Genomic DNA, 22,143 nt, shown 5'->3' on the forward strand with positions numbered 1-22,143 from the left:
GTACCCATGGCGCCACCATGTCTCGACCCGATCCCGACGTCTTATCCCAGTTCAGCCCGGGTTTCCCCATGCACGCCCCGCAGTGGGCGCCAATCGGACTTGCGAATGGCGCCATAGTGGTGCCATTATGACGTCATGGATCTCACGCCGTATGTCGACACCCTCCGCCGCGAACTTGCGGTGGCCGCCGAAGCCGGCGGTGACGAGGCCCGCGAGCTGGCCGACCGCCTCACCGCTCCCCTGGAGTCGGCGACTCGTCTGACCATGCTCAATGTGCTCTCCGCCGCGATGGGCGAGATCACCCGCGAACTCGCTCCCGGATCGGTCGACGTACGGCTGCGCGGCATGGACCCCGACTTCGTGGTGACGCCGCCGCCCGCCGACAGTGGCCCCGCGGAGCAGGCTCCCGTCGAACCGCACAAGATCCCGGCACACGCCGACAGCGACGAGGGCGGCACCGCCCGCGTCAACCTCCGTCTGCCCGCCCAACTCAAGGCCCGCGCCGAGGAGGCGGCGACCCGCGAAGGCCTGTCGGTCAACGCGTGGCTGGTGCGGGCCGTGTCGGCCGCGGTCGACGGCGGCACGCGGCCTCGTACGACGGAGAAGACACAGACCATCGGACAGAGCTTCACGGGCTGGGTGCGCTGACTCCTCGCCCGCCCGCACCACTTCACCCACACCACGTCCCACCAGCGGGGACGTCATCGAGACCCAAGAGGACGGGACAGCTATGCCTACTTTCGACACCCCCGAACCGATCTCGGTCACCGCCCATGTCGGCGCCGGTTCCATCCGGTTCACAGCGAGCGACCGGCTCGACACCGTCGTCCAGGTGCGGCCCGGAAACCCGAAGCGGGACAAGGACGTTCGGACCGCCGAGCAGACCGAGGTCAAGTACGTGAGCGGAGTCCTGACCGTCAGGACGAAGGAGCGCCGCCTCGTCGGGCCCACCGGTTCCGTCGACGTGGCCGTCGAATTGCCCGCAGGCTCGCGCGTCGACATGACCGGCTCCTGGACCCAGGTGCTCGGCGAGGGCCGGCTCGGGGAGGTCCGGCTGAAGACCTCGGGCAGTGACGTCCGCCTCGACACGACCGGGCCGCTCCGGCTGACGGCCTCGCACTGTTCGATCACCGTCGACCAGGTCGAGGGCAACGCCGAGATCACCTCCAGCTCCGGCAGCCTGCGCGTCGGCACCGTCGAGGGCACCGCCGTCCTGAAGAACTCGCACGGGACCACGACCGTCGGCGCGGTCATCGGTGACCTGCGAGTGAGCGGCGCCCACGGCGACATCGACATCGCGCGAGCCGAGAGCTCGGTCGCCGCCACCACCGCCCACGGCACCCTGCGCGTCGCCGATGTCGCGCGCGGCACAGTCCAGCTGGAGACCAACTACGGCGCCATCGAGGTCGGCATCCGCGAGGACACCGCCGCCTGGCTCGACGTCAGCTCCACCCACGGGCAGGTACGCAACAGGCTCGCCGCATCCGACGCCCCGGAACAGACCGAGGACGCCGTGAAGGTCCGCGCACGGACGAACTGGGGCACCATCGACGTCCTCCGCGCCCGGGCCTGAGCACCCGCTCCGCCAACTCACCCACTCCTCCCACCATTTCAGCCTTCTAACAGGAGGGTTTCCCATGGCTTCATCTGTCATGCCCACGTCCAAAAGCGTTGGCAGGCGCTCCTCGCCCGCCGCCGTCTCCGCCGTCGGTCTGCGCAAGTCGTACGGCGACAAGACCGTCCTCGACGGCATCGATCTGCGTATCCCCGCCGGATCCGTGTTCGCGCTGCTCGGGCCCAACGGGGCCGGCAAGACCACCGCCGTGAAGATCCTGTCCACGCTCATCACCGCCGACGGCGGGCAGGCGCAGGTCGCGGGCCACGACATCGCCACCTCACCGGACGGGGTGCGCGCCGCGATCGGCGTCACCGGGCAGTTCTCCGCCGTCGACGGGCTGATCACCGGCGAGGAGAACATGCTCCTCATGGCGGACCTGCACCACCTGTCCAAGCGCGAGGGGCGGCAGGTCACCACCGAACTGCTCGAGCGGTTCGACCTCGTCGACGCCGCCGGGAAGCCCGCCCAGAGCTACTCGGGCGGAATGAAGCGGCGCCTGGACATCGCCATGACCCTGGTCGGCAGGCCGCGGATCATCTTCCTCGACGAGCCGACCACCGGCCTGGACCCGCGCAGCCGCCACAACATGTGGCAGATCATCCGCGAGCTCGTCTCCGACGGCGTCACCGTCTTCCTCACCACCCAGTACCTGGACGAGGCCGACGAACTCGCCGACCGGATCGCGGTGTTGAACGACGGCAGGATCGTGGCCGAGGGGAGCGCCGACGAGCTGAAGCGGCTCATCCCGGGCGGGCACGTCCGGCTCCGGTTCTCCGACCCGGCGGCGTACCGGTCGGCCGCATCCGCCCTGGACGAGGCCGGCCGGGACGACGAGGCGCTGTCGCTCCAGATCCTCAGCGACGGCAGCCAGCGCGAGCTGCGCTCCGTACTCGACCGGCTCGACTCCGTCGGCATCGACGCGGACGAGCTGACCGTGCACACGCCCGACCTCGACGACGTGTTCTTCGCCCTCACCGGCTCCGGCGAGACCGGCCGGACCAGCCAGACAGATCAGACAGACCAGCCGAAGGAGGCTGTCCGATGAGCTCCCACCCGTCGCCCCCCGCCACCCTTCCAAGGAATGGACTGCGCCCATGAGTACTTCTCTGGCTCCCGCCCGCCCGGCCCGGATCTCGCTCGCCGTGCGCGACTCGTCCACGATGCTGCGCCGCAACCTGCTGCACGTGCGCCGCTATCCGTCCCTGACCCTCAACCTGCTGCTCACGCCGGTGATGCTGCTGCTGCTCTTCGTCTACATCTTCGGCGACACCATGAGCGCGGGGATCGGCGGCGGCGGGGCGGACCGGTCCGAGTACATCGCCTACCTCGTCCCTGGCCTGCTGTTGATGACCATCGGCAGCACCACGATCGGCAGCGCCGTGTCCGTCGCGATGGACATGAACGAAGGCATCATCGCCCGCTTCCGCACGATGGCGGTCCACCGCGGGTCGGTGCTCATCGGGCACGTCGTCGGCAGCGTGCTGCAGTGCGTGATGAGCGTGGTCCTCGTCGGGGCCGTCGCCGTGGCCATCGGCTTCCGGTCAACGGATGCCACCGTTGTGGAGTGGATCGCGGCGCTCGGGCTGCTCGTTCTGTTCTCCCTGGCGCTCACCTGGATCGCGGTCGGGATGGGCCTGTCCAGCCCGAACGCCGAGGCGGCCAGCAACAACGCGATGCCTCTGATCTTCCTGCCGCTCATCTCCAGCACGTTCGTCCCGGTCGACGCGATGCCGGGCTGGTTCCAGCCGGTCGCCGAGTACCAGCCCTTCACTCCGGCCATCGAGACCCTGCGCGGCCTGCTGCTCGGCAGCGAGATCGGCCACAACGGGTGGCTGGCCATGGCCTGGTGCGTGGGACTGGCCGTCCTCGGCTACGTCTGGTCCCAGTCGCTGTTCAACCGCGACCCGAAGTAGAGGACCCGGGCTTGCGGGCCGCCTGGCCGCGGGCTCGTCCCGCTCCAGGGGCGGCGTTCTCCGGCACCGCGCCGGGGCACGCTGCCCTGTCGGCGTTCTCCGCCTGCGGTGTCCCGGTCGTGGTGGGGGTGGATCCGCCGGTGGCGGGGGCCGTCCCGTCCGGTCGACCGGCGGGATTCCGGGCCCGGCTACCGTTCGAAGCGGTAGCCCATTCCGGCCTCGGTGATCAAGTGCCGCGGGTGCGCCGGGTCCTGTTCGAGCTTGCGGCGCAACTGGGCCATGTAGACGCGCAGGTAGTTCGTCTCCGTCTCGTACGTGGGGCCCCACACGTCCCGCAGCAGCTGCCGCTGGGTGACCAGGCGCCCGGAGTTGCGTACGAGCACCTCGAGGACGTGCCACTCGGTGGGGGTGAGCCGGATGTCGCTGCCGTCGCGCCTGACCCTCTTGGCCGCGAGGTCGACGCTCAGGGTCTCGGTCTCGACGACGACGTCCTCCTCGTCGGCCGGGGTCGCCCTGCGAACGGCGGCGCGCAGGCGGGCGAGGAGTTCGTCCATGCCGAAGGGCTTGGTGACGTAGTCGTCGGCGCCGGCGTCGAGGGCGTCCACCTTCTCGTCGGAGGTGTGGCGGGCGGACAGCACGATGATCGGCACCCGCGTCCAGCCGCGCAGCCCCTTGATGACGTCGATGCCGTCGATGTCGGGCAGCCCGAGGTCGAGGATGACCACGTCGGGGTGCCCGGCGGCAGCGAGTTGAAGGGCGGTGGCACCGTCGTGGGCGGAGTCCACGCGGTACTTGCGGGCGCGCAGGTTGATCGTGAGGGCCCGTACGAGCTGTGGTTCGTCGTCGACGACGAGGACCCGCGGCATCCGTCCTCCCTCGGGCCGTGGCGTGTCCGCCTGGGGTCGGGTGGATCGTGTCATGAGGTGACTCCCGCGGGAAGATCGGGCCGTGCGGGGGTCCTGCCGGGAGCGGTCGCCAGGGTGAGCACCATGGTCAGGCCGCCGCTGGGGGTGTTCATCGTCAGAACCTCTCCGGGAAGATCAGCGAGACGATCAGGTAACCCAGCACCAGGACGCACAGGACCAGACCGGCGATGTTCTCGGCGCTCACAGCTTCGCCACCCCTCCTGCGACCAGAACCACCAGCGCGAACACCCGCGACCACGGTGACGACGAAAGCCGGATCGGCCATCCGCTTGCTCCCGGGAAACTCGGGCCGGTGATGCCCGCGGTCGCGAGCTCACGCATGAGGAAACTCCCCGCGGGCGCCGGGCGCGGACGCCCTTGACGAACCTCTGACGCCCCAACGGGCGATCTTGACGCCGCCCTGACGTCGAGCGGCCGGAGGCGGCCTGCGGCGGACCGGCAGGGACCTTCGGCCCGCCCCCTACAGGGCCCACCGGTCCTGGCACACCGTGCCGGAAGGGCCGACCCTGGGGAGAGAGAGCACCAACGATGGGGTGACTCTATGTCTCTGCTCCGCGTACTCGTCGCCTACAGCAGCAGGAACCGTTCCACGGCCGAGATCGCCGCGTGGATCGGTGAGACCCTGCGTGACAGAGGGCTGGAGGCGGACATCACCGCCGCGGAGAAGGCGCACGACGTGACCCGCTATGACGCGGTGGTGCTGGGCTCCGCCGTCTACGCCGGACGGTGGCGCCGCGACGCGAAGCGCTTCGCCGCCCTTCACCGGCGTCAGCTGCTGCGCATGCCCGTGTGGCTCTTCAGCAGCGGGCGTCGCGACACCTCCGGCAGGGAGGAGCCGATACCGCCCCCGCGGCGCGTGGCGCGGATCGCGAGGAGGCTCGGCGCGGAGGAGCACCGCACCTTCGGTGGCCGGCTCACCGACGGGGCGCGCGGTGTACTCGCCGGTCAGCTCCTCGGGGAGGGACCGGGAGGCGACTTCCGCGACCAGCAGGAAGTGAGCGCCTGGGGCGGCGACATCGCGGCCCGGCTCCGCTCGGAGCGGGCCCGGGTCTGACGCGTGGGACGCGGAGCGGACGTGACGGACGGCGCCGGTGGACGGTGGCAGTTCTGGGTGGACCGGGGCGGCACGTTCACGGACATCGTGGCCCGGCGCCCGGACGGCACGCTGCTGACCCACAAGCTCCTGTCGGAGAACCCGGACCGCTACGACGACGCCGCCGTGGCAGGGATCCGCACGTTGCTCGGCGGTGAGGAGGGCGCGAGCGTCCCCGGCGGCCGGGTCGAAGCGGTACGGATGGGAACCACCGTGGCCACCAACGCCCTGCTGGAACGCAAGGGCGAGCGGACGGCCCTGATCATCACACGGGGCTTCGGCGACGCGCTGCGCATCGGCTACCAGAACCGTCCCCGCATCTTCGACAGGGCGATCACGCTCCCCCGAGCCCTGTACGAGCGGGTGATCGAGGTCGACGAGCGCATCACGGCAGACGGCACGGTACTGCGCGCCCCGGATCTCGACGCGCTCGCGCCCGAACTGCGGCGCGCCTACGACGACGGCATCCGGGCGGTCGCGGTGGTGTGCCTGCACAGCCATCTGCACCCGGCGCACGAGAGGGCCGTCGGAGAGCTCGCCGCACGCACCGGGTTCCCGCAGGTCTCGCTCTCCAGCGAGGTCAGTCCCCTCATGAAGCTCGTGCCGCGCGGCGACACCGCTGTGGTCGACGCGTACCTCTCCCCGGTTCTGCGGCGCTACGTGGACCATGTCGCCGATGAGATGCGGGGCGTGCGCCTGATGTTCATGCAGTCGAACGGCGGCCTCGCAGAGGCGGGGCACTTCCGCGGGAAGGACGCGATCCTCTCCGGCCCGGCGGGCGGCATCGTCGGGATGGCCCGGATGTCGCGGCTGGCGGGCTACGACGAGGTGATCGGCTTCGACATGGGCGGCACCTCCACGGACGTGTCGCACTACGCCGGCGACTACGAGCGGGTGTTCAGCACACAGGTTGGCGGAGTACGCCTCCAGGCTCCGATGCTGGACATCCACACCGTCGCCGCGGGCGGGGGATCGGTCCTGCACTTCGACGGCAGCCGCTACCGGGTGGGTCCGGACTCCGCGGGCGCCCATCCCGGCCCGGCCTCCTACCGAGGGGGCGGCCCGCTGACCGTCACCGATGCCAACGTGATGCTGGGCCGCGTCCAACCCGCCTACTTCCCCCACGTGTTCGGACCGGAGGGCGACCAGTCGCTGGACCGTGAGACCGTGCGGCAGCGGTTCGCCGGCCTCGCCGAGGACATCCACGCGCGCACGGGCGACAGCCGTTCCCCCGAGCAGGTCGCCGAGGGCTTCCTCGACATCGCCGTGGCCAACATCGGCAGCGCGATCAAGCGCATCTCGATCCAGAAGGGCCACGACGTCACGCGGTACGCACTGACCACCTTCGGCGGTGCCGGCGCCCAGCACGCGTGCGCCGTCGCCGACTCCCTGGGCATCCGCACGGTCCTCGTACCGCCGATGGCAGGCGTGCTCTCCGCCCTCGGCATGGGCCTCGCCGACACCACCGCCATGCGTGAGCAGTCCGTCGAACTCACGCTGGAGGAGCGGCACATGGAGCGGATCCGGGACGAGGCCGCGGACCTGGAGGAGGCGGCCCGCGCCGAACTCCGGGACCAGGACGTCCGCGACGAGCACGTCCGCGTGGTGCGGCGCGCACAGCTCCGCTACGACGGGACGGACACGACCGTGCCCGTCGAACTCACCGAACGCGCCGCCATGACCGAGGAGTTCGAGGCGAGTCACCGCGCCATGTACTCGTTCCTCCTGGACCGTCCCATCGTCGTGGAGGCCGTCGCGGTGGAGGCGGTCGGCGTCACGGAGGAGCCCGGCCCCGGCGACCCCGGCGAGCCGGACGGCCGGGCGGACGACGGGATCGGCGGCCCCGGCGGGAGCGAGGTGCCGGCCGGAGGCACCGTGCGGCTCTGCTCGGGCGGGGAATGGCGTGACGTCCCCCTGCACCGCCGCGGATCGCTGCGAACCGGCGACCGCGTGACCGGGCCCGCGATCATCACCGAGGCCAACGCCACGACGGTCGTGGACGCGGACTGGAGCGCGTCCATGATGCCCACGGGACACCTGCTCGTGGAGCGCGTGGCGGCGCCCACGGAGGCTGACGTCACAGCCGAAGCCGATCCCGTCCTCCTGGAGATCTTCAACAACCTCTTCATGTCCATCGCCGAACAGACGGGCGCGCGGCTGGAGTCGACGGCGCAGTCGGTCAACATCAAGGAGCGGCTGGACTTCTCGTGTGCGCTCTTCGACCCGGAGGGCAATCTCGTCGCCAACGCGCCCCACATCCCCGTGCATCTCGGTTCGATGGGCACCACCGTCCAGGAAGTGATCCGGCGCCGGGCCGGGACGATGAAGCCCGGTGAGGCCTATGCCGTCAACGACCCGTACAACGGCGGCACGCACCTGCCGGACGTCACCGTTGTGACCCCGGCCTTCGAGGATCCCGCGGGCTGCGAGGACCCGGCCGGCGCGCGGATCCTCTTCTTCGTCGCCTCGCGCGGGCATCACGCCGAGATCGGCGGGCTGACCCCCGGTTCGATGCCCGCGGACAGCCGGGAGATCCGCGAGGAGGGTGTGCTCTTCGACAACTGGCTGCTCGTCGAGGACGGCAGGCTCCGCGAGGAGGAGACGCGGCGGCTGCTCACCGAGGCGCCGTACCCCTCCCGCAACCCGGACACGAACCTCGCCGACCTGCGTGCGCAGATCGCCGCCAACCGGAAGGGCGTCGAGGAAGTCGCCCAGATGATCGGCCACTTCGGCCTGGACGTGGTGCAGGCGTACATGCGCCACGTGCAGGACAACGCCGAGGAGGCCGTGCGCAAGGTCATCGACGCGCTGGAGGACGGCGAGTACCGCTACGAGACCGATTCCGGCTCGGTCATCTCCGTACGGGTCTCGGTCGACCGCGAACACCGTTCCGCGACAGTGGACTTCACCGGCACCTCGGCACAGCTCGCATCGAACCTCAACGCTCCGACCTCCGTGGTGACCGCCGCCATCCTCTACGTCTTCCGCACGCTCGTCGCGGACGACATCCCGCTCAACGACGGCTGCCTGCGGCCGCTGCGGATCATCATTCCGCCCGGGTCGATGCTCGCCCCGGTGCACCCGGCAGCCGTCGTCGCGGGCAACGTCGAGACGTCACAGGCGATCACCGGTGCGCTCTACGCCGCCATGGGCGTGCAGGCGGAGGGCTCGGGGACGATGAACAACGTCACGTTCGGCAACGAGCGCCACCAGTACTACGAGACCGTCGCGTCCGGCTCGGGCGCCGGCGACGGATTCGACGGGGCGTCCGTCGTGCAGACGCACATGACCAACTCGCGGCTCACGGACCCCGAGGTCCTCGAATGGCAACTGCCCGTCCTCGTCGAGGAGTTCGCCGTCCGGCACGGCAGCGGAGGAGCGGGCCGGCGAAGGGGCGGCGACGGCGCGGTGCGCAGGATCCGCTTCCGTGAGGCGATGACGGTGAGCACGCTCTCGGGTCACCGGCGGGTGCCTCCGTACGGAATGGCGGGCGGCGGTACGGGCGCACTGGGCTCGAACCGCGTCGAACGCGCGGACGGCAGCAGCCTCGTCATGGGTGCGTGCGACTCGGCAGAGGTGGATGCCGGCGACGTGCTGGTGGTCGAGACGCCGGGCGGCGGCGGATACGGGACACCGCGGACCGGCGGCGCCTCCGCGGACGGTGCGAGTGACCGGGAGGCCGCGTGACTCCGGCAGTGGCCCGGCGGCCGGGACCTTCGGCTCCCCCGGGAAGGCCCCTTCGGAGCTGGTTCGCCGTGCCGGACGGATCCCACGCTGGAGACAGGGAGCCGAGCCGAAGGAGAGGCCCCGCACGGCAGCTCGCTGAGCTCGCCGTTCCGTCCCGAAGGGGACCGGCCCGGGAAGGGGAGCCGACATGGCACACGATGCCGACGTACGCGACCAGGCCCGGCGGCCCGTCGGCGCTCATGGACAGGACCCGGAGGCAGGAGCATCGCCGCGAACCGTCGGTGACGTCATGACGCATGCCGTCATCGCCGTCGGGCGGCAGGCCGCGTTCAAGGACGTCACGCGGAACATGCAGGAGTGGCGCGTGAGTGCGGTCCCCGTCCTGGAGGCCGACGGACGCGTCATCGGCGTGGTCTCCGAGGCCGATCTGCTGGCCATGGAGGAGTACCGCGACGGGGCCCCGGGCCTGAACGAGCCCCGCGAGCGCAGGGAGCGGCTGCTGAAGTCGGGTGCGCGGACGGCCGGCGACCTCATGAGCAGCCCCGCCGTCTCCGTCCGTGAGGACGCTCGGCTGACCGAGGCCGCCCGCATCATGGCGCGGAAGCAGGTCAAGCGCCTGCCGGTCGTGGACGGCGAGGGCAGGCTGACCGGCATCGTCAGCCGCGGTGATCTTCTGAAGGTGTTCCTGCGGGAGGACGAGGAGATCGCCGAGGAGATCCGGCGGGACGCGCTCGCTCTGCTGCCGGGAGCGGGGGCGGAGATACGGGTCGAGGTCGAGAAGGGAGTGGCCACCGTGCGCGGGCGGCTGCCCGATCCCTCGTTGGCGCCGGTCGCCGCGCGGCTCATCCACTCGGTCGCGGGCGTCGTGGACGTGCGGTTCGACCTGGGGTGAGCGGACGCGGCCCCGACGGCCGTGGCTGATGCGCCGGCCCCGCCCGTCGGGCCCACGGTCCTGCGGCGGACCGTGGGCCGGACCGTTCCGGGACGGGCGGGGTGGGACGACACGGCGCACCGCGCCGGCGTCAGGCTGCCGCAGCCAGACGGGCCGCGAGGGACTTGCCGTGGGTGCCGGCCTCCTCGTGGGCCTTGGTCCGTGAGGCCTCGGCGACGTCGACCAGGGACTCCATGCCGGGGGTGCGGCCGGCCAGTGTGAGCTCCGGCACGATGAACTCCAGCTCCAGGCCCATGCCCTCGCCGAGGACCTTGCCCAGGTAGTTCTGCACGAACTCCCAGCTCTCACGGGGCGTTCCGGGCCCGTAGCCGCCGCCGCGGCTGGCCACGACGACGGTGGGGGTGCCCGCCGCCGACGGTGAGTCGGTCCCGAAGGTGCGCCCGTTGAGGATCACCTGGTCCATCCACGCCTTGAGGGTCGAGGGGATCGTGAAGTTGTACATGGGTGCGCCGATCAGCACGGCGTCCGCCTGTTCCAGCTCGCGGGCCAGCTCGTCACGCAGCGCGTAGGCCGTGGCCTGCTCGGGAGTGCGGGCCTCGGGGGACACGAAGGCCGAGGAGGCGGCCACGCCGTCGAGGTGCGGCAGCGGGTCGGCGGCCAGATCGCGGTGGACGACCCTCCCGTCCGGGTGCTCCGCCTCCCATGCCTTGCGGAAGGACGCGGCGACGTCGCGGGAGACGGACGCGTCCTGCGGGAAGACGGAGGAGTCGAGGTGAAGCAGTGTGGCCATGAGGGAAGCTCCTTGGGGTACGTAAGGAGGTGGCATTGCGTACGTAGCTATTGATAACACAGGTACTTACTTTTCTGCACCCCCTTGTGTGGGCGCAGTACTCTTGAGGCATGGCAGAGCCCCGGGAACAGACGCAGCAGGAGGGGACGCTCGGCGCCGCCGGCGGGTGCAGCGAGCCCGAGAGCAGCATCACGCGCGTCTTCCAGGTGCTGGGCAAGCGCTGGACGGGGCTCGTTCTCGCGGCGCTGATGAACGGGCCGGGCCATTTCGCGCAGCTGCGCCGTGCGGTGCCCGGCATCAGCGAGCGGATGCTCTCCGACAGGCTGACCGAGCTGGCGTCGCTGGGCCTCGTCGTACGCACCGTGGAGGAGGGCCCGCCGCTGCGGGTCAGCTACAAGCTCACGGGGGCCGGGCTGGCGCTGCGCCCGGCGATGACGGAGCTGACGCGGTGGGCCGACACCCACCTTCCGGACGAAGCGGTGGGCTGCCCCACGGAGTTCAGGGCCTGATCCACGGGCGAGCTGGGAAAGGCCGGCAGTGCTTCCGTAGGGTGGGCCCGATGACAGCGAACCCGGAAGCGGAAGCCGAAGAGCCGGAGCAGCGGCCGGAACAGCCCGAGAAGCCCGAGCCGTCCGGCGAAGCCGCGGCGCCGCAGGAGGCCGGTGGCTCCGCGGAACCCGGTACCGAGCGTCTGGAAAAGGCGGTGCGGGCGGCCGAGACCGCGCTGATCGAGTTCGAGATCGCCGTGGAGACCTTCCGGGTCGAGGTGGAGAACTTCTCGCGGCTGCACCACCAGCGCCTCGGGCCGATGTACGCGCGTCTCGACGAGCTGGACGCCGCGATACTCGAGGTCACCGCCGAGATCAGCGGAGACCCCGAGGATCTGCGCAAGGCGCAGGAGGCGCGGGCCGCCGTGCTGCCGATGCCGCGGGTGGAGGAGCTCTTCCACGGGTGGATCGACTCCGACGGCATGCCGCCCGAGGCCACCGCCATGCTCACCGGGCAGAACGTGCAGCCGCCCGCACGTGTGCGTCCAAGCGAGGAGGCACGCAAGGCGTACCGGGAGCTGGTGCGCAAGGCGCACCCCGACCTGGCGCAGGAGGACGGGGAGCGGCAGCGCCGCGAGGACTTCCTCGTACGCGTCAACAAGGCTTACGCGGACGGTGATGCGGAGGCCCTGCGGAACCTGCTGGAGGAGTGGGAGAACGGTCCGCGCGAAGAGGAACCGGAACCGCGGGTGCCGCAGAGCGAACTCCTCTACGCACGACTGGAGTGGCTGGCGGAGCGCAAGGAAGTGCTCACGGCGATGGTCGCCGAGATGGAAGCGAGCGCGATCGGCGCCATGCTGAAGATGGCGCCCGACGATCCCGACGCGCTGCTCGACGAGATCGCAGAGCAGCTGCTTGAACAGGTGGCCGATCGCGAGCGCGAACTGGCGCGGCTCGTGGAGCAGCGCGACGCCGCAGCGGCAGGCAATGCCGCAGCGGCCGGGAACGCCGGAGCGGCCGGGAACGCCGGCGCCGGTGAGCAAGAGAGCTGAGAGAGAGCTTTTCGTCATGGAATTCGGTCAGTTGCCGCAGGTCGATGTCGCATCGGTGCCGGCGGACGCGCTGTTGCTGGACGTCCGGGAGAACGACGAGTGGGCAGCCGGGCGCGCCGAGGGCGCACTGCACATTCCGATGAGTGAATTCGTCGGCAGGCTGGGCGAGTTGACCGAGCGCGCCGGTGAGGACGAGCGGGTCTACGTGGTCTGCCGGGTCGGCGGGCGCTCCGCTCAGGTGACGCAGTATCTGCGGCAGCAGGGCGTGGACGCGGTCAACGTCGACGGCGGCATGCTCGCGTGGGAGGCGGCCGGACGGCCGCTGACTGCCGACGCCGAGAGCGCGTACGTGCTCTGAGCCCGTCCTGAATCCGTACTCCGAGCCCGCACCGGCGCTCCGGCTGCACCGCCGGAGCGCCCGGATCGGTCCCGGCGGCGCGGCGGCGCCTCAGCCGTCGAAGTCGACCTCCACGGCCTCGGTCACCGGGTGGGACTGGCAGGCCAGCACATAGCCGGCCTCCAACTCGTCCGGTTCCAGCGCGTAGTTGCGCTCCATGCGCACCTCACCGGAGACAAGGCGCACCCGGCAGGTGCCGCAGACCCCGCCCTTGCACGCGAACGGCGCGTCCGCGCGGTGGCGCAGCACCGTCTCCAGCACGGATTCCCCGTCGGCCATGGGCCAGCAGCCCGAGCGGCCGTCGAGGTTGGCCGTCACGGACGCCGAGCGGGAACCGCCAACGTCCGGCCTGGACGCGGCGGGTGCCGAAGGCGCCTCCGTGACATGGAAGATCTCCTGGTGGATGCGGGCACGCGGCACTCCGAGGCCGCGCAGCGCCCGTGAGGCCTCCTCGACAAGGCCCAGAGGCCCGCACAGATACCAGCCGTCCACGTCCTGCACGGACAGCAGCGACGGCAGCAGCCCGCTCAGCCGTGCCTCGTCCAGACGGCCGCTCGGCAGCCCGCTCTGCTGCTCCTCGCGGGAGAGGGCCGTGACCAGCTGGAAGCGGTCGGGGAAGCGGTCCTTGAGGTCGGCGACCTCCTCCAGGAACATCGTCGACGCCGCGGACCTGTCGCTCCGTACGAGGCAGAAGCGCGCCTCCGGTTCACGCGCGAGCAGCGTGGACGCGATGGACAGCACCGGGGTGATCCCGCTGCCTCCCACGACGGCCGCGAAGCGGCCGGGGCGCGGCTCCAGAACGAAGCGGCCCGTGGGCGGCAGGACGTCCACGGTGTCGCCGGGCCTCAGCTCCTTCACCGCGTAGCTGGAGAAGTCGCCGCCCTCGACGCCCCGTATTCCGATGCGCAGCTCCGGCGGCTCGTCGTGGGCGGGCGCGCAGAGCGAGTACGTGCGCCGGACCTCGGCGCTCGCCACCACGGTGTCCGCCCCGGCACGGTGCCGGCGCAGCGCGATGTGCTGACCCGGCGAGTAGCCGTAGAGGGGGCGAAGCTCGGGCGGCACGGCGAAGGTGAGGGCGACGGAGTCGTCGGTGAGCCGGTCGACGGCCGTGACGCGCAGCGGATGGAAGGTGCTCACGGCGCCCTCACACCTCCTTGAAGTGGTCGAACGGCTCCCGGCAGGACTCGCAGCGGCGCAGCGCCTTGCATGCGGTGGACGAGAAACGGCTGATCAGCGTCGTCTCCGTTGAGCCGCAGTTGGGGCAGCGGATGGCGAGCGTCAGCGGGATCGGCCCCCGCGAGGCGCTGCCGCCCGCGACGCCGGCGCGTGGCGGCGCGATGCCGTGTGCGGCGAGCTTGCGTCGCCCCTCGTCGGATATGTCGTCGGTGCTCCACGGAGGCGCGAGTACGACGCGCACGGTGACCTCGGGGACGCCGTGCTCACGCAGGACCTGCTCGATGTCGGTGGTCATGGCCTCCACCGCCGGGCAGCCCGTGTAGGTCGGGGTCAGCTCGACCTCGACGGGGCCGTGCGGTGCCGTCTCATGGACGCCGCGCAGCACTCCCAGCTCGGCGAGGGTGATGACGGGAAGCTCCGGGTCGGGAACGGAACCGGCCCACGCCTCCAGGTCTCGCTGCCGCTTCGCGGCCGGCTCCGCGCCGGCCCCGGTGGGGGTTCCCCCAGGTCCTCCGGGGCCGAGGGGGACGGTCACCACGACGCTCCGGGATGGCTGCGGTGCAGATGCTGCATCTCGGCGAGCATCCGGCCGAAGGGCTCGGTGTGCAGGCCCTGACGGCCCGCTCCGGCCTTCCAGGCCCCGAGCTGAGGGGACGCGGGCACCGTGAGGGTGGCCTTCTCGAACGTCCCGGTGATGCGCTCCGTCCAGCCCGTGCGCAGAGCATCCCAGTCGACCTCGCCGACCGGCCCGGGCCCCTCCACGGGTTCGAAGAGCTCACCGGTGAAACCCCAGAGGGAGTCCGCTGCGCGCTGGGCGCGCTCGTGGCTCTCCTCCGTGCCGTCGCCGAGCCGCAGCGTCCAGTGCTCGGCGTGGTCGCGGTGGTACTCCGACTCCTTGACCGCCTTGGCGGCGAGCGGCTGACCGAGTTCGGCGAGCTGGCCGTAGAGCAGCTCCTGCCAGGCGGAGAAGTACAGCTGGCGGATCATCGTGTGGGCGAAGTCGCCGTTGGGCTGCTCGGCCAACTGGCAGTTGCGGAAGGCGCGTTCCTCACGGAGGAAGGCCAGCTCGTCCTCGTCGCCGAGCTCGGCGTAGAGGGCGCGCGCCTGGCCGAGCAGGTCGAGGGCGATGTTGGCAAGCGCCAGCTCCTCCTCCAGCACGGGGGCGTGCCCGGCCCACTCCCCCAGGCGGTGGGAGAGGACGAGCGCGTCGTCCGCCAGCGGCAGCAGCGGGTTGTCGAGCGCGGCGGCGCTGCGCGAGGAGAGCCCCTCCGTGCCCGTCACAGGTTCCGCACCCCTTCCGGCACCTCGTAGAACGTCGGGTGGCGGTAGGGCTTGTCGGCGGCGGGCCCGAAGAACGGGTCCTTCTCGTCCGGCGAGGACGCTGTGATCTCGTGGGACGGCACCACCCACACCGAGACGCCCTCGGAGCGCCGTGTGTAGAGATCCCGCGCGTTGCGCAGGGCCATCTCGGCGTCGGGGGCGTGCAGACTCCCGGCGTGCGTGTGCGACAGGCCGCGCCTGCTGCGTACGAACACCTCCCAGAGGGGCCAGTCCGTACCGCTCATCACGCGCTCACCGCCGTCTCCGTCAGATCCTGCTCACGCACCCTGCCACGGCCCGGGGCCGCGTTCTTCGCCGCGTACGCCGCCGCGGCGTCACGCACCCAGGCGCCGTTCTCATGGGCCTCCCGGCGGCGCCTCAGCCGCTCCTCGTTGCACGGCCCGTTGCCCTTCAGCACCTGGCGGAACTCCTCCCAGTCGATCGGGCCGAAGTCCCAGTGCCCGCGCGACTCGTTCCAGCTCAGCTCGGGGTCGGGGAGGGTGAGGCCGAGCGCCTCGGCCTGCGGCACGCAGATGTCGACGAAGCGCTGGCGCAGCTCGTCGTTGGAGTGCCGCTTGATCTTCCACTCCATGGACCGGGCGCTGTGCGCGGACTCGTCGTCCGGCGGGCCGAACATCATCAGCGAGGGCCACCACCAGCGGTCCACCGCGTCCTGTGCCATGGCGTGCTGGGCCTCGGTGCCGCGACTCAGCGCGAGCAGCAGCTCGAAGCCCTGCCGCTGGTGGAAGGACTCCTCCTTGCAGATGCGGATCATCGCCCGCGCGTACGGACCGTAGGAGCAGCGGCACAGCGGCACCTGGTTGGTGATCGCGGCGCCGTCGACGAGCCAGCCGATCGCGCCGACGTCGGCCCAGGTCAGCGTCGGGTAGTTGAAGATCGAGGAGTACTTCTGGCGGCCGGAGTGCAGCTTGTCGAGCAGCTCGTCGCGGCTCGTGCCGAGCGTCTCCGCGGCGCTGTAGAGATACAGTCCGTGCCCCGCCTCGTCCTGCACCTTGGCCATGAGGATGGCCTTGCGGCGCAGGGACGGCGCCCGCGTGATCCAGTTCGCCTCGGGCTGCATGCCGATGATCTCGGAGTGCGCGTGCTGGGCCATCTGACGTACGAGCGTGCTCCGGTAGTCGTCCGGCATCCAGTCGCGCGGCTCGATCCGCTCGTCCGCGGCGATGGCGCGGTCGAAGGCCGCGAGCGGCTCCGCCGGCTCTCCGGCGGCCTGTGCGCCCTCGCCGAGCAGCACCGATGTCATCCCGACCCCCTTGCCGGCGGCCGAAGCCGCTATCCCAACCGACCGATCGTTCGGTTCAATGGTGAGCCGAGGGCCCACAGGGTGTCAAGGCTCGATAATGTCTGAGGTCGTATCGGCCGATCGACGCATGAACGCGGGGAGCAGGGGAGGGCATGGAGCAAGAAGAGCAGCAGGCGCCGCAGGCGGAGGCGCGGCGCGGGCCACCGCAGGAGGGCGGGGGTCCCCCCGGGCCGGCCACGGCCGAGGCCGGGGTTCCGGGGCCGGCAGGGCTGTCCCGCCTCGGCCGCACGATCGTGGCGGTGGCCGCCGCGGCCGCGGTCCTCGCCGTCGCCGTGCACCTGTCCATGGTCTTCCTGCACGTAGCTCCCTCGAACACGCTCAGCAAGAAGCACGGTCAGGGCATCGACGACTACGTCTATCCCGAGTTCGAGCAGAACTGGAAGCTCTTCGCGCCCAACCCCCTCCAGCAGAACATCCACGTGCACGCGCGCGCCCGCGTCGCCAAGGACGACGGCAGCACAGAGACGACGGGCTGGGTCAACCTCTCGAAGATGGACGGCGAGGCCATCGACCACAGCCTCGCGCCCAGCCACACGGAGCAGAACGAACTCCGCAGGGGCTGGGAGTTCTACCGCGGCTCGCACGACGACAAGGGCAAGCCCCTCGGCCTGCGCGGCGAGCTGTCCGAGAGCTACATCAAGCGAATAGTGATGCTGCGCTTCGGCCCCGAGCTCAACGGCGGAACGGTCGAGCGAATACAGGTCCGTTCCGCGACGACGCCCGTCGCTCCCCCCTCCTGGAGTGACGAGAAGACGGACTCGAAGACCGACTACCGGGTGCAGCCCTGGTGGCAGATCGCCAGCGCCGACCTTCCGGGGGGCTGGGACAAGTGACCGAACTGCAGCGCCCTCGTCCCGAGGAGTCCCACGCCGAGCCGGCGGACGAGAGCTTCGTCGCGCGCGGCATCGCCCGGGTGACCTCGGAGGCGATCGCCCCGTACCAGACAGCGGTCGTACGGATCGGCTTCGCCGCCACCTGGCTCTTCTTCCTCCTGCGTGAACTCCCGCACCGTCACGAGCTGTACGGGCCCGACGGTCCCTGGAGCTGGAAGCTGGCCGAGCGGCTCATCGGGTCCAACAACGCCTTCACCGTGCTGATGTGGTCCGACAGCGCCGCATGGTTCGAGTTCGTCTATCTGGTGGCCATCGCCGCCAGCCTCGCGGTGGTCCTCGGCTGGCGCACGCGCACCGCCTCCGTCGTCTACATGGTGGGCGTGCTCGGCCTGCAGAACCGCAGCGTCTTCATGGGCGACGGCGGCGACAACGTGATCCACCTGATGGCGATGTACGTGGTCCTCACGCGCTGCGCCGAGGTCTGGTCCCTGGACGCACGGCGGCAGCGGAGGAAGGCGGCCGCCGCGGGCAGCGACCCGTACGCTCCCCGCGGGCGTGACGCGACCGGCGTCGTGCTGTGGTCCGTCTTCGGCGTCATCATGCTCGTGTCGACCGTCGGCGGAGCGCTCAGCATCGGCTGGGGCCTGTTCTTCTGGGCGCTGTGGGCCGCACAGGCCGCTTGGTGGATGGTCAACCGCTACATGCCCGGCAGCGAGGCGCGGACCGTCTGCGACATGCTGGCCAACCTCGTGCACAACGCGACGCTGCTGGTCATCGTGGTCGAGGTCTGCCTGATCTACGCGACGGCCGGCTGGTACAAGATCCAGGGCTCGCGGTGGCAGGACGGCACGGCCGTCTACTACCCGATGAACCTGGACTACTTCTCACCCTGGCCGGAGATCAGCTCGTTCATGGCGGCCAGTGGCCTGCTGATACTGCTGATCACCTACGGCACGGTCGCGGTCCAGGTGGCCTTCCCGTTCACGCTGTTCAACAGGCGCGTCAAGAACGTCCTCCTCGCGGCCATGATCACGGAGCATCTGAGCATCGCGGTACTGCTCGGGCTGCCGTTCTTCTCGATGGCCATGATCGCGGCGGATGCCGTCTTCCTGCCGACCGTCCTTCTCATCTGGGTCGGCGACCGCTTCCACGGTGGCTGGCGGCGGGTGCTCGCGCGGCTCGCTCCCGGACGGGGCGACCGCGGACGCGGTGGCGGCGGTCCCGGCGACAGCGGTGACGGTGAAGCCGGCGGGACTTCCCATGCCTCTCAGGTGCCTCAGCAGCGGAGCGGCGACGGGATTTCCGTACGCTGACGCCATGATCGCCGGAGAGGACAAAGGGGCGGGCGCCGCCTTCCCGGGACCGGGCGGCGGCGGCGCGTCCACTGCCCCGGTGCTGCGGCAGTGGCGGGAGCTGGCGGACGGCAGCGTGCTGCTCGACGGCTTCCACGCGCTCAAGCACGCGCTGCGCTTCGGCGCGGTCGTACCGCTCGCGCTGACGGAGGACCGCGCGGCGGTGCTCACGCTCGCCGCCGGACTCGCGCCCGATCTCATGGAGACGCTGGACGGGCTGCTGAGCGAGGTGCCAGGGGGAACGCTGAACGGGCTGGTTCCCCGCCCCCATCCCACGGGCGTCGCGGCGCTCGCCGTGCGCGGCTCCGGGCAGGTGCCGGACGTCCGTACGGCCCCCGTCGTCGTGCTCGACAACCCACGCCATCTGGGCAACGTGGGTGCGGTGATCCGGCTCGCCGCGGGAGCCGGTGCGGCGGGTGTGTTCACGACCGGCACCGTCGACCCGTGGCACCCCAATGTGGTCAGGGCGAGCGCGGGGCTCCACTTCGCGACGGCCGTGCGGCGGTGCGAACCGTCCGGCCTGCCGCCGGGACCGCTCTACGCGCTCGACCCGGCCGGACGGGACATCCGCGGTCTCGTACTGCCCGACGACGCGCTCGTGGCGTTCGGCTCGGAACGGCACGGGCTCTCCGACGGGCTGCGGGACCGGGCCGACCATCTGGTGGCCCTGCCGATGCAGCCGCAGGTCTCCAGTTACAACTTGGCCACCAGCGTCGCGATGACGCTCTACCACTGGATGGCGGGGCGGGCTCAGGAGCCCGTCGCTGGCGCGCCGGGGCAGGGCTGAGCGCCCGGCGGCCGTCTCCGGCCGGAGGTGTCCCCAGGGTCTACAGGTACGGGCCGCCCGAGCGGGTGGGGCGCCCCGGCTCCTCGTCGCCGAGGGTGCCGTCCTCGGGGAGCGTCCCCGGAGGCAGCGCCCGGCGCATCTGCTCCAGCTGGGCCCGCGCGGCCATCTGCTGGGCGAAGAGCGCCGTCTGGATGCCGTGGAAGAGCCCTTCGAGCCAGCCCACGAGCTGTGCCTGTGCGATGCGCAGCTCGGCGTCGGTCGGCACCGTGTCTTCGGTGAAGGGCAGCGAGAGCCTTTCCAGTTCCTCGATCAGCTCCGGTGCGAGACCGTCCTCGAGCTCCTTGATGGAGCTGGTGTGGATCTCCTTCAGCCGCACCCGGCTCGCCTCGTCCAGCGGGGCCGACTTCACCTCTTCGAGCAGCTGCTTGATCATGCTGCCGATGCGCATGACCTTCGCGGGCTGCTCGACCATCTCCGTGACCGGGACCTCAGCCTGCTCTTCGCCGTCCTCGCCGCCGGCCGTGGAGTCGGCGCTGCCCAGAGCCATGCCGTCCGGTCCGACCACCAGGACGTGCTTGTTCTCCTTCGGGCGTTCGTTGTTCGGCTGTGTCATGACCCCCATTCTGCACTGATGCCGTGGCCCGATGTCCTCGGAGTCCCTCACAGGGCTCGGTACGGGTCAGGGGCCCGGCGGAGCCGCCCGCCGTCCCCGTGCGTCACAAGTGCCTCAACCTCAGCGCGATCAGGGCGAGTCCCAGACCGATGAGCGTCATCCCTGCGCCGAGGGGCAGCACGGGGGAGACCTCGCCCGTGGCGGCCGTCGTGGGGGGATGCTGCGAGGACGGGGCGGAGTCCTCTTCGGCGCCCGGGTCGGGCTCGTAGAGATCGTGAGTGCCGAAGACCCCCGCGCCGCCTCCGGCGTCCTCGCCGGTGCCGCCGCTCTCGGGGCCGCCGCCCGCATCCGGACGGTGTGGAGCCGCCGGAGCGGGACCGTCCTGCGAAGTACCGTGATCATCCGGCGACTTCGCAGTGGTGTCCGTGTCCTCGCGCACCACTGCGGAGACCCTGGACGAGCCCCCGTGTCCGTCGGCGGGTGATTCGGGAGCGGGTACGGCCCCGGTGAGGGCCGCGACCAGCATCGCGGCCACGCAGGGCATCACCGCGGTCACGCGGAGTCTGCGAGATGGGGCAGGGGTGAGGGTGTCGCGTCTGTGCCGCACGGCAGAGACCCTCCCGTTGCGGAGCGTCCAATAATGCAATCAGCGTTACATAATTGGACAAGTCCGGCATCCGGAAGGGTCTCTGTCGGCCGCGTCCTGTGCTCCGAAGAACTCTAAGGAACCAGCAGGATCTTTCCCACGTGGCTGCTCTCCTCCATGGCGATGTGCGCGTCCGTGGCATTCCTCATCGGCACGGTCCTGTCGACGACGGGCCGCACCCGGCCGTCCGAGACCAGCGGCCACACGTGTTCGCGCACGGCGGCGACGATCGCCGCCTTCTCCGCGGCGGGACGTGCGCGCAGCGAAGTCGCCGTCACGGCAGCCCGCTTGGCCAGCAGCGCGCCCAGGTTCAACTCGCCCTTGCGTCCGCCCTGCAGACCGATGATGGCGAGACGTCCGTTGACCGCGAGCGCCTTGATGTTCTGCTCCAGGTACTTGGCGCCGATGATGTCGAGGATGACGTCGGCACCCTTGCCGTCCGTGCCCGCGCGCACCTCTTCGACGAAGTCCTGCTCGCGATAGTTGATCAGGATGTCCGCGCCGAGTTCCGCGCAGCGGTCGAGCTTCTCCTTGCTGCCCGCGGTCACCGCCACCTTCGCGCCGACGGCCTTCGCCAGCTGGATCGCCATGGTGCCGATGCCGCTGCCGCCTCCGTGCACGAGCAGCGTCTCACCGGGACGCAGATGCGCCACCATGAAGACGTTCGACCAGATCGTGCTGGTCACCTCGGGCAGGGATGCGGCGGTCTTCAGGTCGACGCCGTCCGGTACGGGCAGCAGTTGGCCGGTCGGGACGGCGACCTGCTCCGCGTAACCGCCGCCGCCGAGCAGCGCGCAGACCTCGTCGCCGACGGCCCACGTGTTCACGCCGGGGCCGAGTGCCGAGATCCGGCCCGAGCACTCGAGGCCGGGATACGGGGAGGCGCCGGGCGGCGGATCGTAGAAGCCCTGCCGCTGGAGGGTGTCGGCGCGGTTGACGGCACTCGCCGCGACCTCGACCAGCACCTCGCCCTCGCCGGGTTCGGGGACGGGGACCTCGGCCCAGACGAGGGCCTCGGGGCCGCCTGGTTCGGGAATGGTGACCGCGTGCATCGTGGAGTTGGACGTACCCATGGGGCCGAACGCTACTCCGGGGACCGACCGGTACGGCACCGCCCCGCACTTCGTATCCGTGGCCCTCCCACGCGCCCGGCGGGCGGGCACGCGCTCAACTTCCGCGCCCGCGGGCCGTCTCGGCCTCCAGGTGCACCGCCCGAACCCCGGTGGCGGGCCGCCG

General features: G+C 71.1%; 25 protein-coding genes. 13 read left to right on the forward strand and 12 right to left on the reverse strand.

Annotated elements, in window-relative coordinates:
- The first annotated feature begins 135 nt into the window (after positions 1-135).
- From G4Z16_RS16465 to G4Z16_RS16480, 4 genes are all read left to right on the forward strand, one after another.
- Entirely contained in the window at positions 136-648 is a 513-nt protein-coding gene (locus G4Z16_RS16465) for a toxin-antitoxin system HicB family antitoxin (protein WP_197351528.1), read from the forward strand.
- Positions 649-730: 82 nt separating this feature from the next.
- Entirely contained in the window at positions 731-1,573 is an 843-nt protein-coding gene (locus tag G4Z16_RS16470; protein WP_197351529.1) for a DUF4097 family beta strand repeat-containing protein, read from the forward strand.
- A gap of 79 nt (positions 1,574-1,652) precedes the next feature.
- The gene (locus tag G4Z16_RS16475; RefSeq protein ID WP_197354668.1) at positions 1,653-2,663 is read left to right on the forward strand and encodes an ATP-binding cassette domain-containing protein; all 1,011 of its coding nucleotides are present in this window, start codon (positions 1,653-1,655) and stop codon (positions 2,661-2,663) included.
- Positions 2,664-2,712: 49 nt separating this feature from the next.
- A complete protein-coding gene (locus G4Z16_RS16480) occupies positions 2,713-3,531 on the forward strand; it encodes an ABC transporter permease (RefSeq protein WP_197351530.1) in 819 nt (272 codons plus the stop codon).
- Between the two features lie 188 nt (positions 3,532-3,719).
- On the opposite strand, the gene G4Z16_RS16485 is transcribed toward G4Z16_RS16480, so the two are convergent.
- The 3 genes from G4Z16_RS16485 to G4Z16_RS32180 all read right to left on the reverse strand — a co-directional run bounded on the left by G4Z16_RS16485 (position 3,720) and on the right by G4Z16_RS32180 (position 4,778).
- Complete coding sequence (locus G4Z16_RS16485) at positions 3,720-4,397, reverse strand: response regulator (protein ID WP_197354670.1); 678 nt, start codon at positions 4,395-4,397, stop codon at positions 3,720-3,722.
- 154 nt (positions 4,398-4,551) lie between these two features.
- Entirely contained in the window at positions 4,552-4,641 is a 90-nt protein-coding gene (gene kdpF / locus G4Z16_RS16490; protein ID WP_197351531.1) for a K(+)-transporting ATPase subunit F, read from the reverse strand.
- The gene (locus tag G4Z16_RS32180; protein ID WP_207794550.1) at positions 4,638-4,778 is read right to left on the reverse strand and encodes a hypothetical protein; all 141 of its coding nucleotides are present in this window, start codon (positions 4,776-4,778) and stop codon (positions 4,638-4,640) included. The genes kdpF and G4Z16_RS32180 overlap by 4 nt, the downstream gene beginning before the upstream one ends.
- A gap of 220 nt (positions 4,779-4,998) precedes the next feature.
- Here G4Z16_RS32180 and G4Z16_RS16495 point away from each other — a divergent pair, with 220 nt between their 5' ends.
- From G4Z16_RS16495 to G4Z16_RS16505, 3 genes are all read left to right on the forward strand, one after another.
- Positions 4,999-5,511, forward strand: coding sequence for a flavodoxin domain-containing protein (locus G4Z16_RS16495; RefSeq protein ID WP_197351532.1), 513 nt, complete (start codon positions 4,999-5,001; stop codon positions 5,509-5,511).
- Positions 5,512-5,532: 21 nt separating this feature from the next.
- Positions 5,533-9,237 (forward strand): hydantoinase B/oxoprolinase family protein, encoded by a 3,705-nt coding sequence (locus G4Z16_RS16500; protein WP_197351533.1) that lies wholly within the window; start codon positions 5,533-5,535, stop codon positions 9,235-9,237.
- A 187-nt stretch (positions 9,238-9,424) separates the two neighbouring features.
- Complete coding sequence (locus tag G4Z16_RS16505; protein ID WP_197351534.1) at positions 9,425-10,129, forward strand: CBS domain-containing protein; 705 nt, start codon at positions 9,425-9,427, stop codon at positions 10,127-10,129.
- A 130-nt stretch (positions 10,130-10,259) separates the two neighbouring features.
- Here the strand turns inward: G4Z16_RS16505 and G4Z16_RS16510 are convergent, their stop codons facing one another.
- Entirely contained in the window at positions 10,260-10,919 is a 660-nt protein-coding gene (locus tag G4Z16_RS16510) for an FMN-dependent NADH-azoreductase (RefSeq protein ID WP_197351535.1), read from the reverse strand.
- A gap of 110 nt (positions 10,920-11,029) precedes the next feature.
- On the opposite strand from G4Z16_RS16510, the gene G4Z16_RS16515 reads away from it, so the two are divergent.
- From G4Z16_RS16515 to G4Z16_RS16525, 3 genes are read left to right on the forward strand one after another with little or no spacing between them, the layout of a single operon-like run.
- Positions 11,030-11,428 carry a winged helix-turn-helix transcriptional regulator gene (locus G4Z16_RS16515; RefSeq protein WP_197351536.1) on the forward strand — a complete coding sequence of 133 codons (399 nt, stop codon included), beginning with the start codon at positions 11,030-11,032 and terminating at the stop codon, positions 11,426-11,428.
- A 50-nt stretch (positions 11,429-11,478) separates the two neighbouring features.
- Positions 11,479-12,459: a J domain-containing protein gene (locus tag G4Z16_RS16520; protein WP_246530894.1), complete on the forward strand. Its 981-nt coding sequence runs from the start codon at positions 11,479-11,481 to the stop codon at positions 12,457-12,459.
- A gap of 16 nt (positions 12,460-12,475) precedes the next feature.
- The gene (locus tag G4Z16_RS16525) at positions 12,476-12,817 is read left to right on the forward strand and encodes a rhodanese-like domain-containing protein (protein WP_197351537.1); all 342 of its coding nucleotides are present in this window, start codon (positions 12,476-12,478) and stop codon (positions 12,815-12,817) included.
- A gap of 90 nt (positions 12,818-12,907) precedes the next feature.
- Here the strand turns inward: G4Z16_RS16525 and G4Z16_RS16530 are convergent, their stop codons facing one another.
- The 5 genes from G4Z16_RS16530 to paaA all read right to left on the reverse strand — a co-directional run bounded on the left by G4Z16_RS16530 (position 12,908) and on the right by paaA (position 16,616).
- Positions 12,908-13,993: a 2Fe-2S iron-sulfur cluster-binding protein gene (locus tag G4Z16_RS16530; protein WP_197351538.1), complete on the reverse strand. Its 1,086-nt coding sequence runs from the start codon at positions 13,991-13,993 to the stop codon at positions 12,908-12,910.
- 7 nt (positions 13,994-14,000) lie between these two features.
- Complete coding sequence (gene paaD, locus G4Z16_RS16535; RefSeq protein WP_197354678.1) at positions 14,001-14,483, reverse strand: 1,2-phenylacetyl-CoA epoxidase subunit PaaD; 483 nt, start codon at positions 14,481-14,483, stop codon at positions 14,001-14,003.
- A gap of 80 nt (positions 14,484-14,563) precedes the next feature.
- A complete protein-coding gene (gene paaC / locus G4Z16_RS16540; RefSeq protein WP_197351539.1) occupies positions 14,564-15,313 on the reverse strand; it encodes a 1,2-phenylacetyl-CoA epoxidase subunit PaaC in 750 nt (249 codons plus the stop codon).
- Positions 15,310-15,597 carry a 1,2-phenylacetyl-CoA epoxidase subunit PaaB gene (paaB, locus tag G4Z16_RS16545; RefSeq protein ID WP_055484808.1) on the reverse strand — a complete coding sequence of 96 codons (288 nt, stop codon included), beginning with the start codon at positions 15,595-15,597 and terminating at the stop codon, positions 15,310-15,312. Before paaB ends, paaC begins: the two co-directional genes overlap by 4 nt.
- Complete coding sequence (gene paaA / locus G4Z16_RS16550; RefSeq protein ID WP_197351540.1) at positions 15,597-16,616, reverse strand: 1,2-phenylacetyl-CoA epoxidase subunit PaaA; 1,020 nt, start codon at positions 16,614-16,616, stop codon at positions 15,597-15,599. The genes paaB and paaA overlap by 1 nt, the downstream gene beginning before the upstream one ends.
- A gap of 152 nt (positions 16,617-16,768) precedes the next feature.
- Here paaA and G4Z16_RS16555 point away from each other — a divergent pair, with 152 nt between their 5' ends.
- The 3 genes from G4Z16_RS16555 to G4Z16_RS16565 are packed head-to-tail and all read left to right on the forward strand — an operon-like array spanning position 16,769 to position 19,648.
- Positions 16,769-17,509 (forward strand): DUF5819 family protein, encoded by a 741-nt coding sequence (locus tag G4Z16_RS16555; protein ID WP_246530895.1) that lies wholly within the window; start codon positions 16,769-16,771, stop codon positions 17,507-17,509.
- A gap of 5 nt (positions 17,510-17,514) precedes the next feature.
- Entirely contained in the window at positions 17,515-18,822 is a 1,308-nt protein-coding gene (locus tag G4Z16_RS16560) for an HTTM domain-containing protein (protein WP_246531307.1), read from the forward strand.
- Between the two features lie 4 nt (positions 18,823-18,826).
- Positions 18,827-19,648: a TrmH family RNA methyltransferase gene (locus G4Z16_RS16565; RefSeq protein WP_197351542.1), complete on the forward strand. Its 822-nt coding sequence runs from the start codon at positions 18,827-18,829 to the stop codon at positions 19,646-19,648.
- 40 nt (positions 19,649-19,688) lie between these two features.
- Here G4Z16_RS16565 and G4Z16_RS16570 read toward each other — a convergent pair whose 3' ends face one another.
- The 3 genes from G4Z16_RS16570 to G4Z16_RS16580 form a co-directional block, all read right to left on the reverse strand.
- The gene (locus tag G4Z16_RS16570; protein ID WP_197351543.1) at positions 19,689-20,261 is read right to left on the reverse strand and encodes a bacterial proteasome activator family protein; all 573 of its coding nucleotides are present in this window, start codon (positions 20,259-20,261) and stop codon (positions 19,689-19,691) included.
- Positions 20,262-20,364: 103 nt separating this feature from the next.
- Positions 20,365-20,796, reverse strand: coding sequence for a hypothetical protein (locus tag G4Z16_RS16575; protein WP_207794551.1), 432 nt, complete (start codon positions 20,794-20,796; stop codon positions 20,365-20,367).
- Between the two features lie 185 nt (positions 20,797-20,981).
- Positions 20,982-21,959, reverse strand: a complete 978-nt coding sequence (locus tag G4Z16_RS16580; protein ID WP_197354682.1) for an NAD(P)H-quinone oxidoreductase — start codon at positions 21,957-21,959, stop codon at positions 20,982-20,984.
- Between the last annotated feature and the right edge of the window lie 184 nt (positions 21,960-22,143).

Source organism: Streptomyces bathyalis (assembly GCF_015910445.1).
GTDB classification, from domain to species: Bacteria; Actinomycetota; Actinomycetes; order Streptomycetales; family Streptomycetaceae; genus Streptomyces; species Streptomyces bathyalis.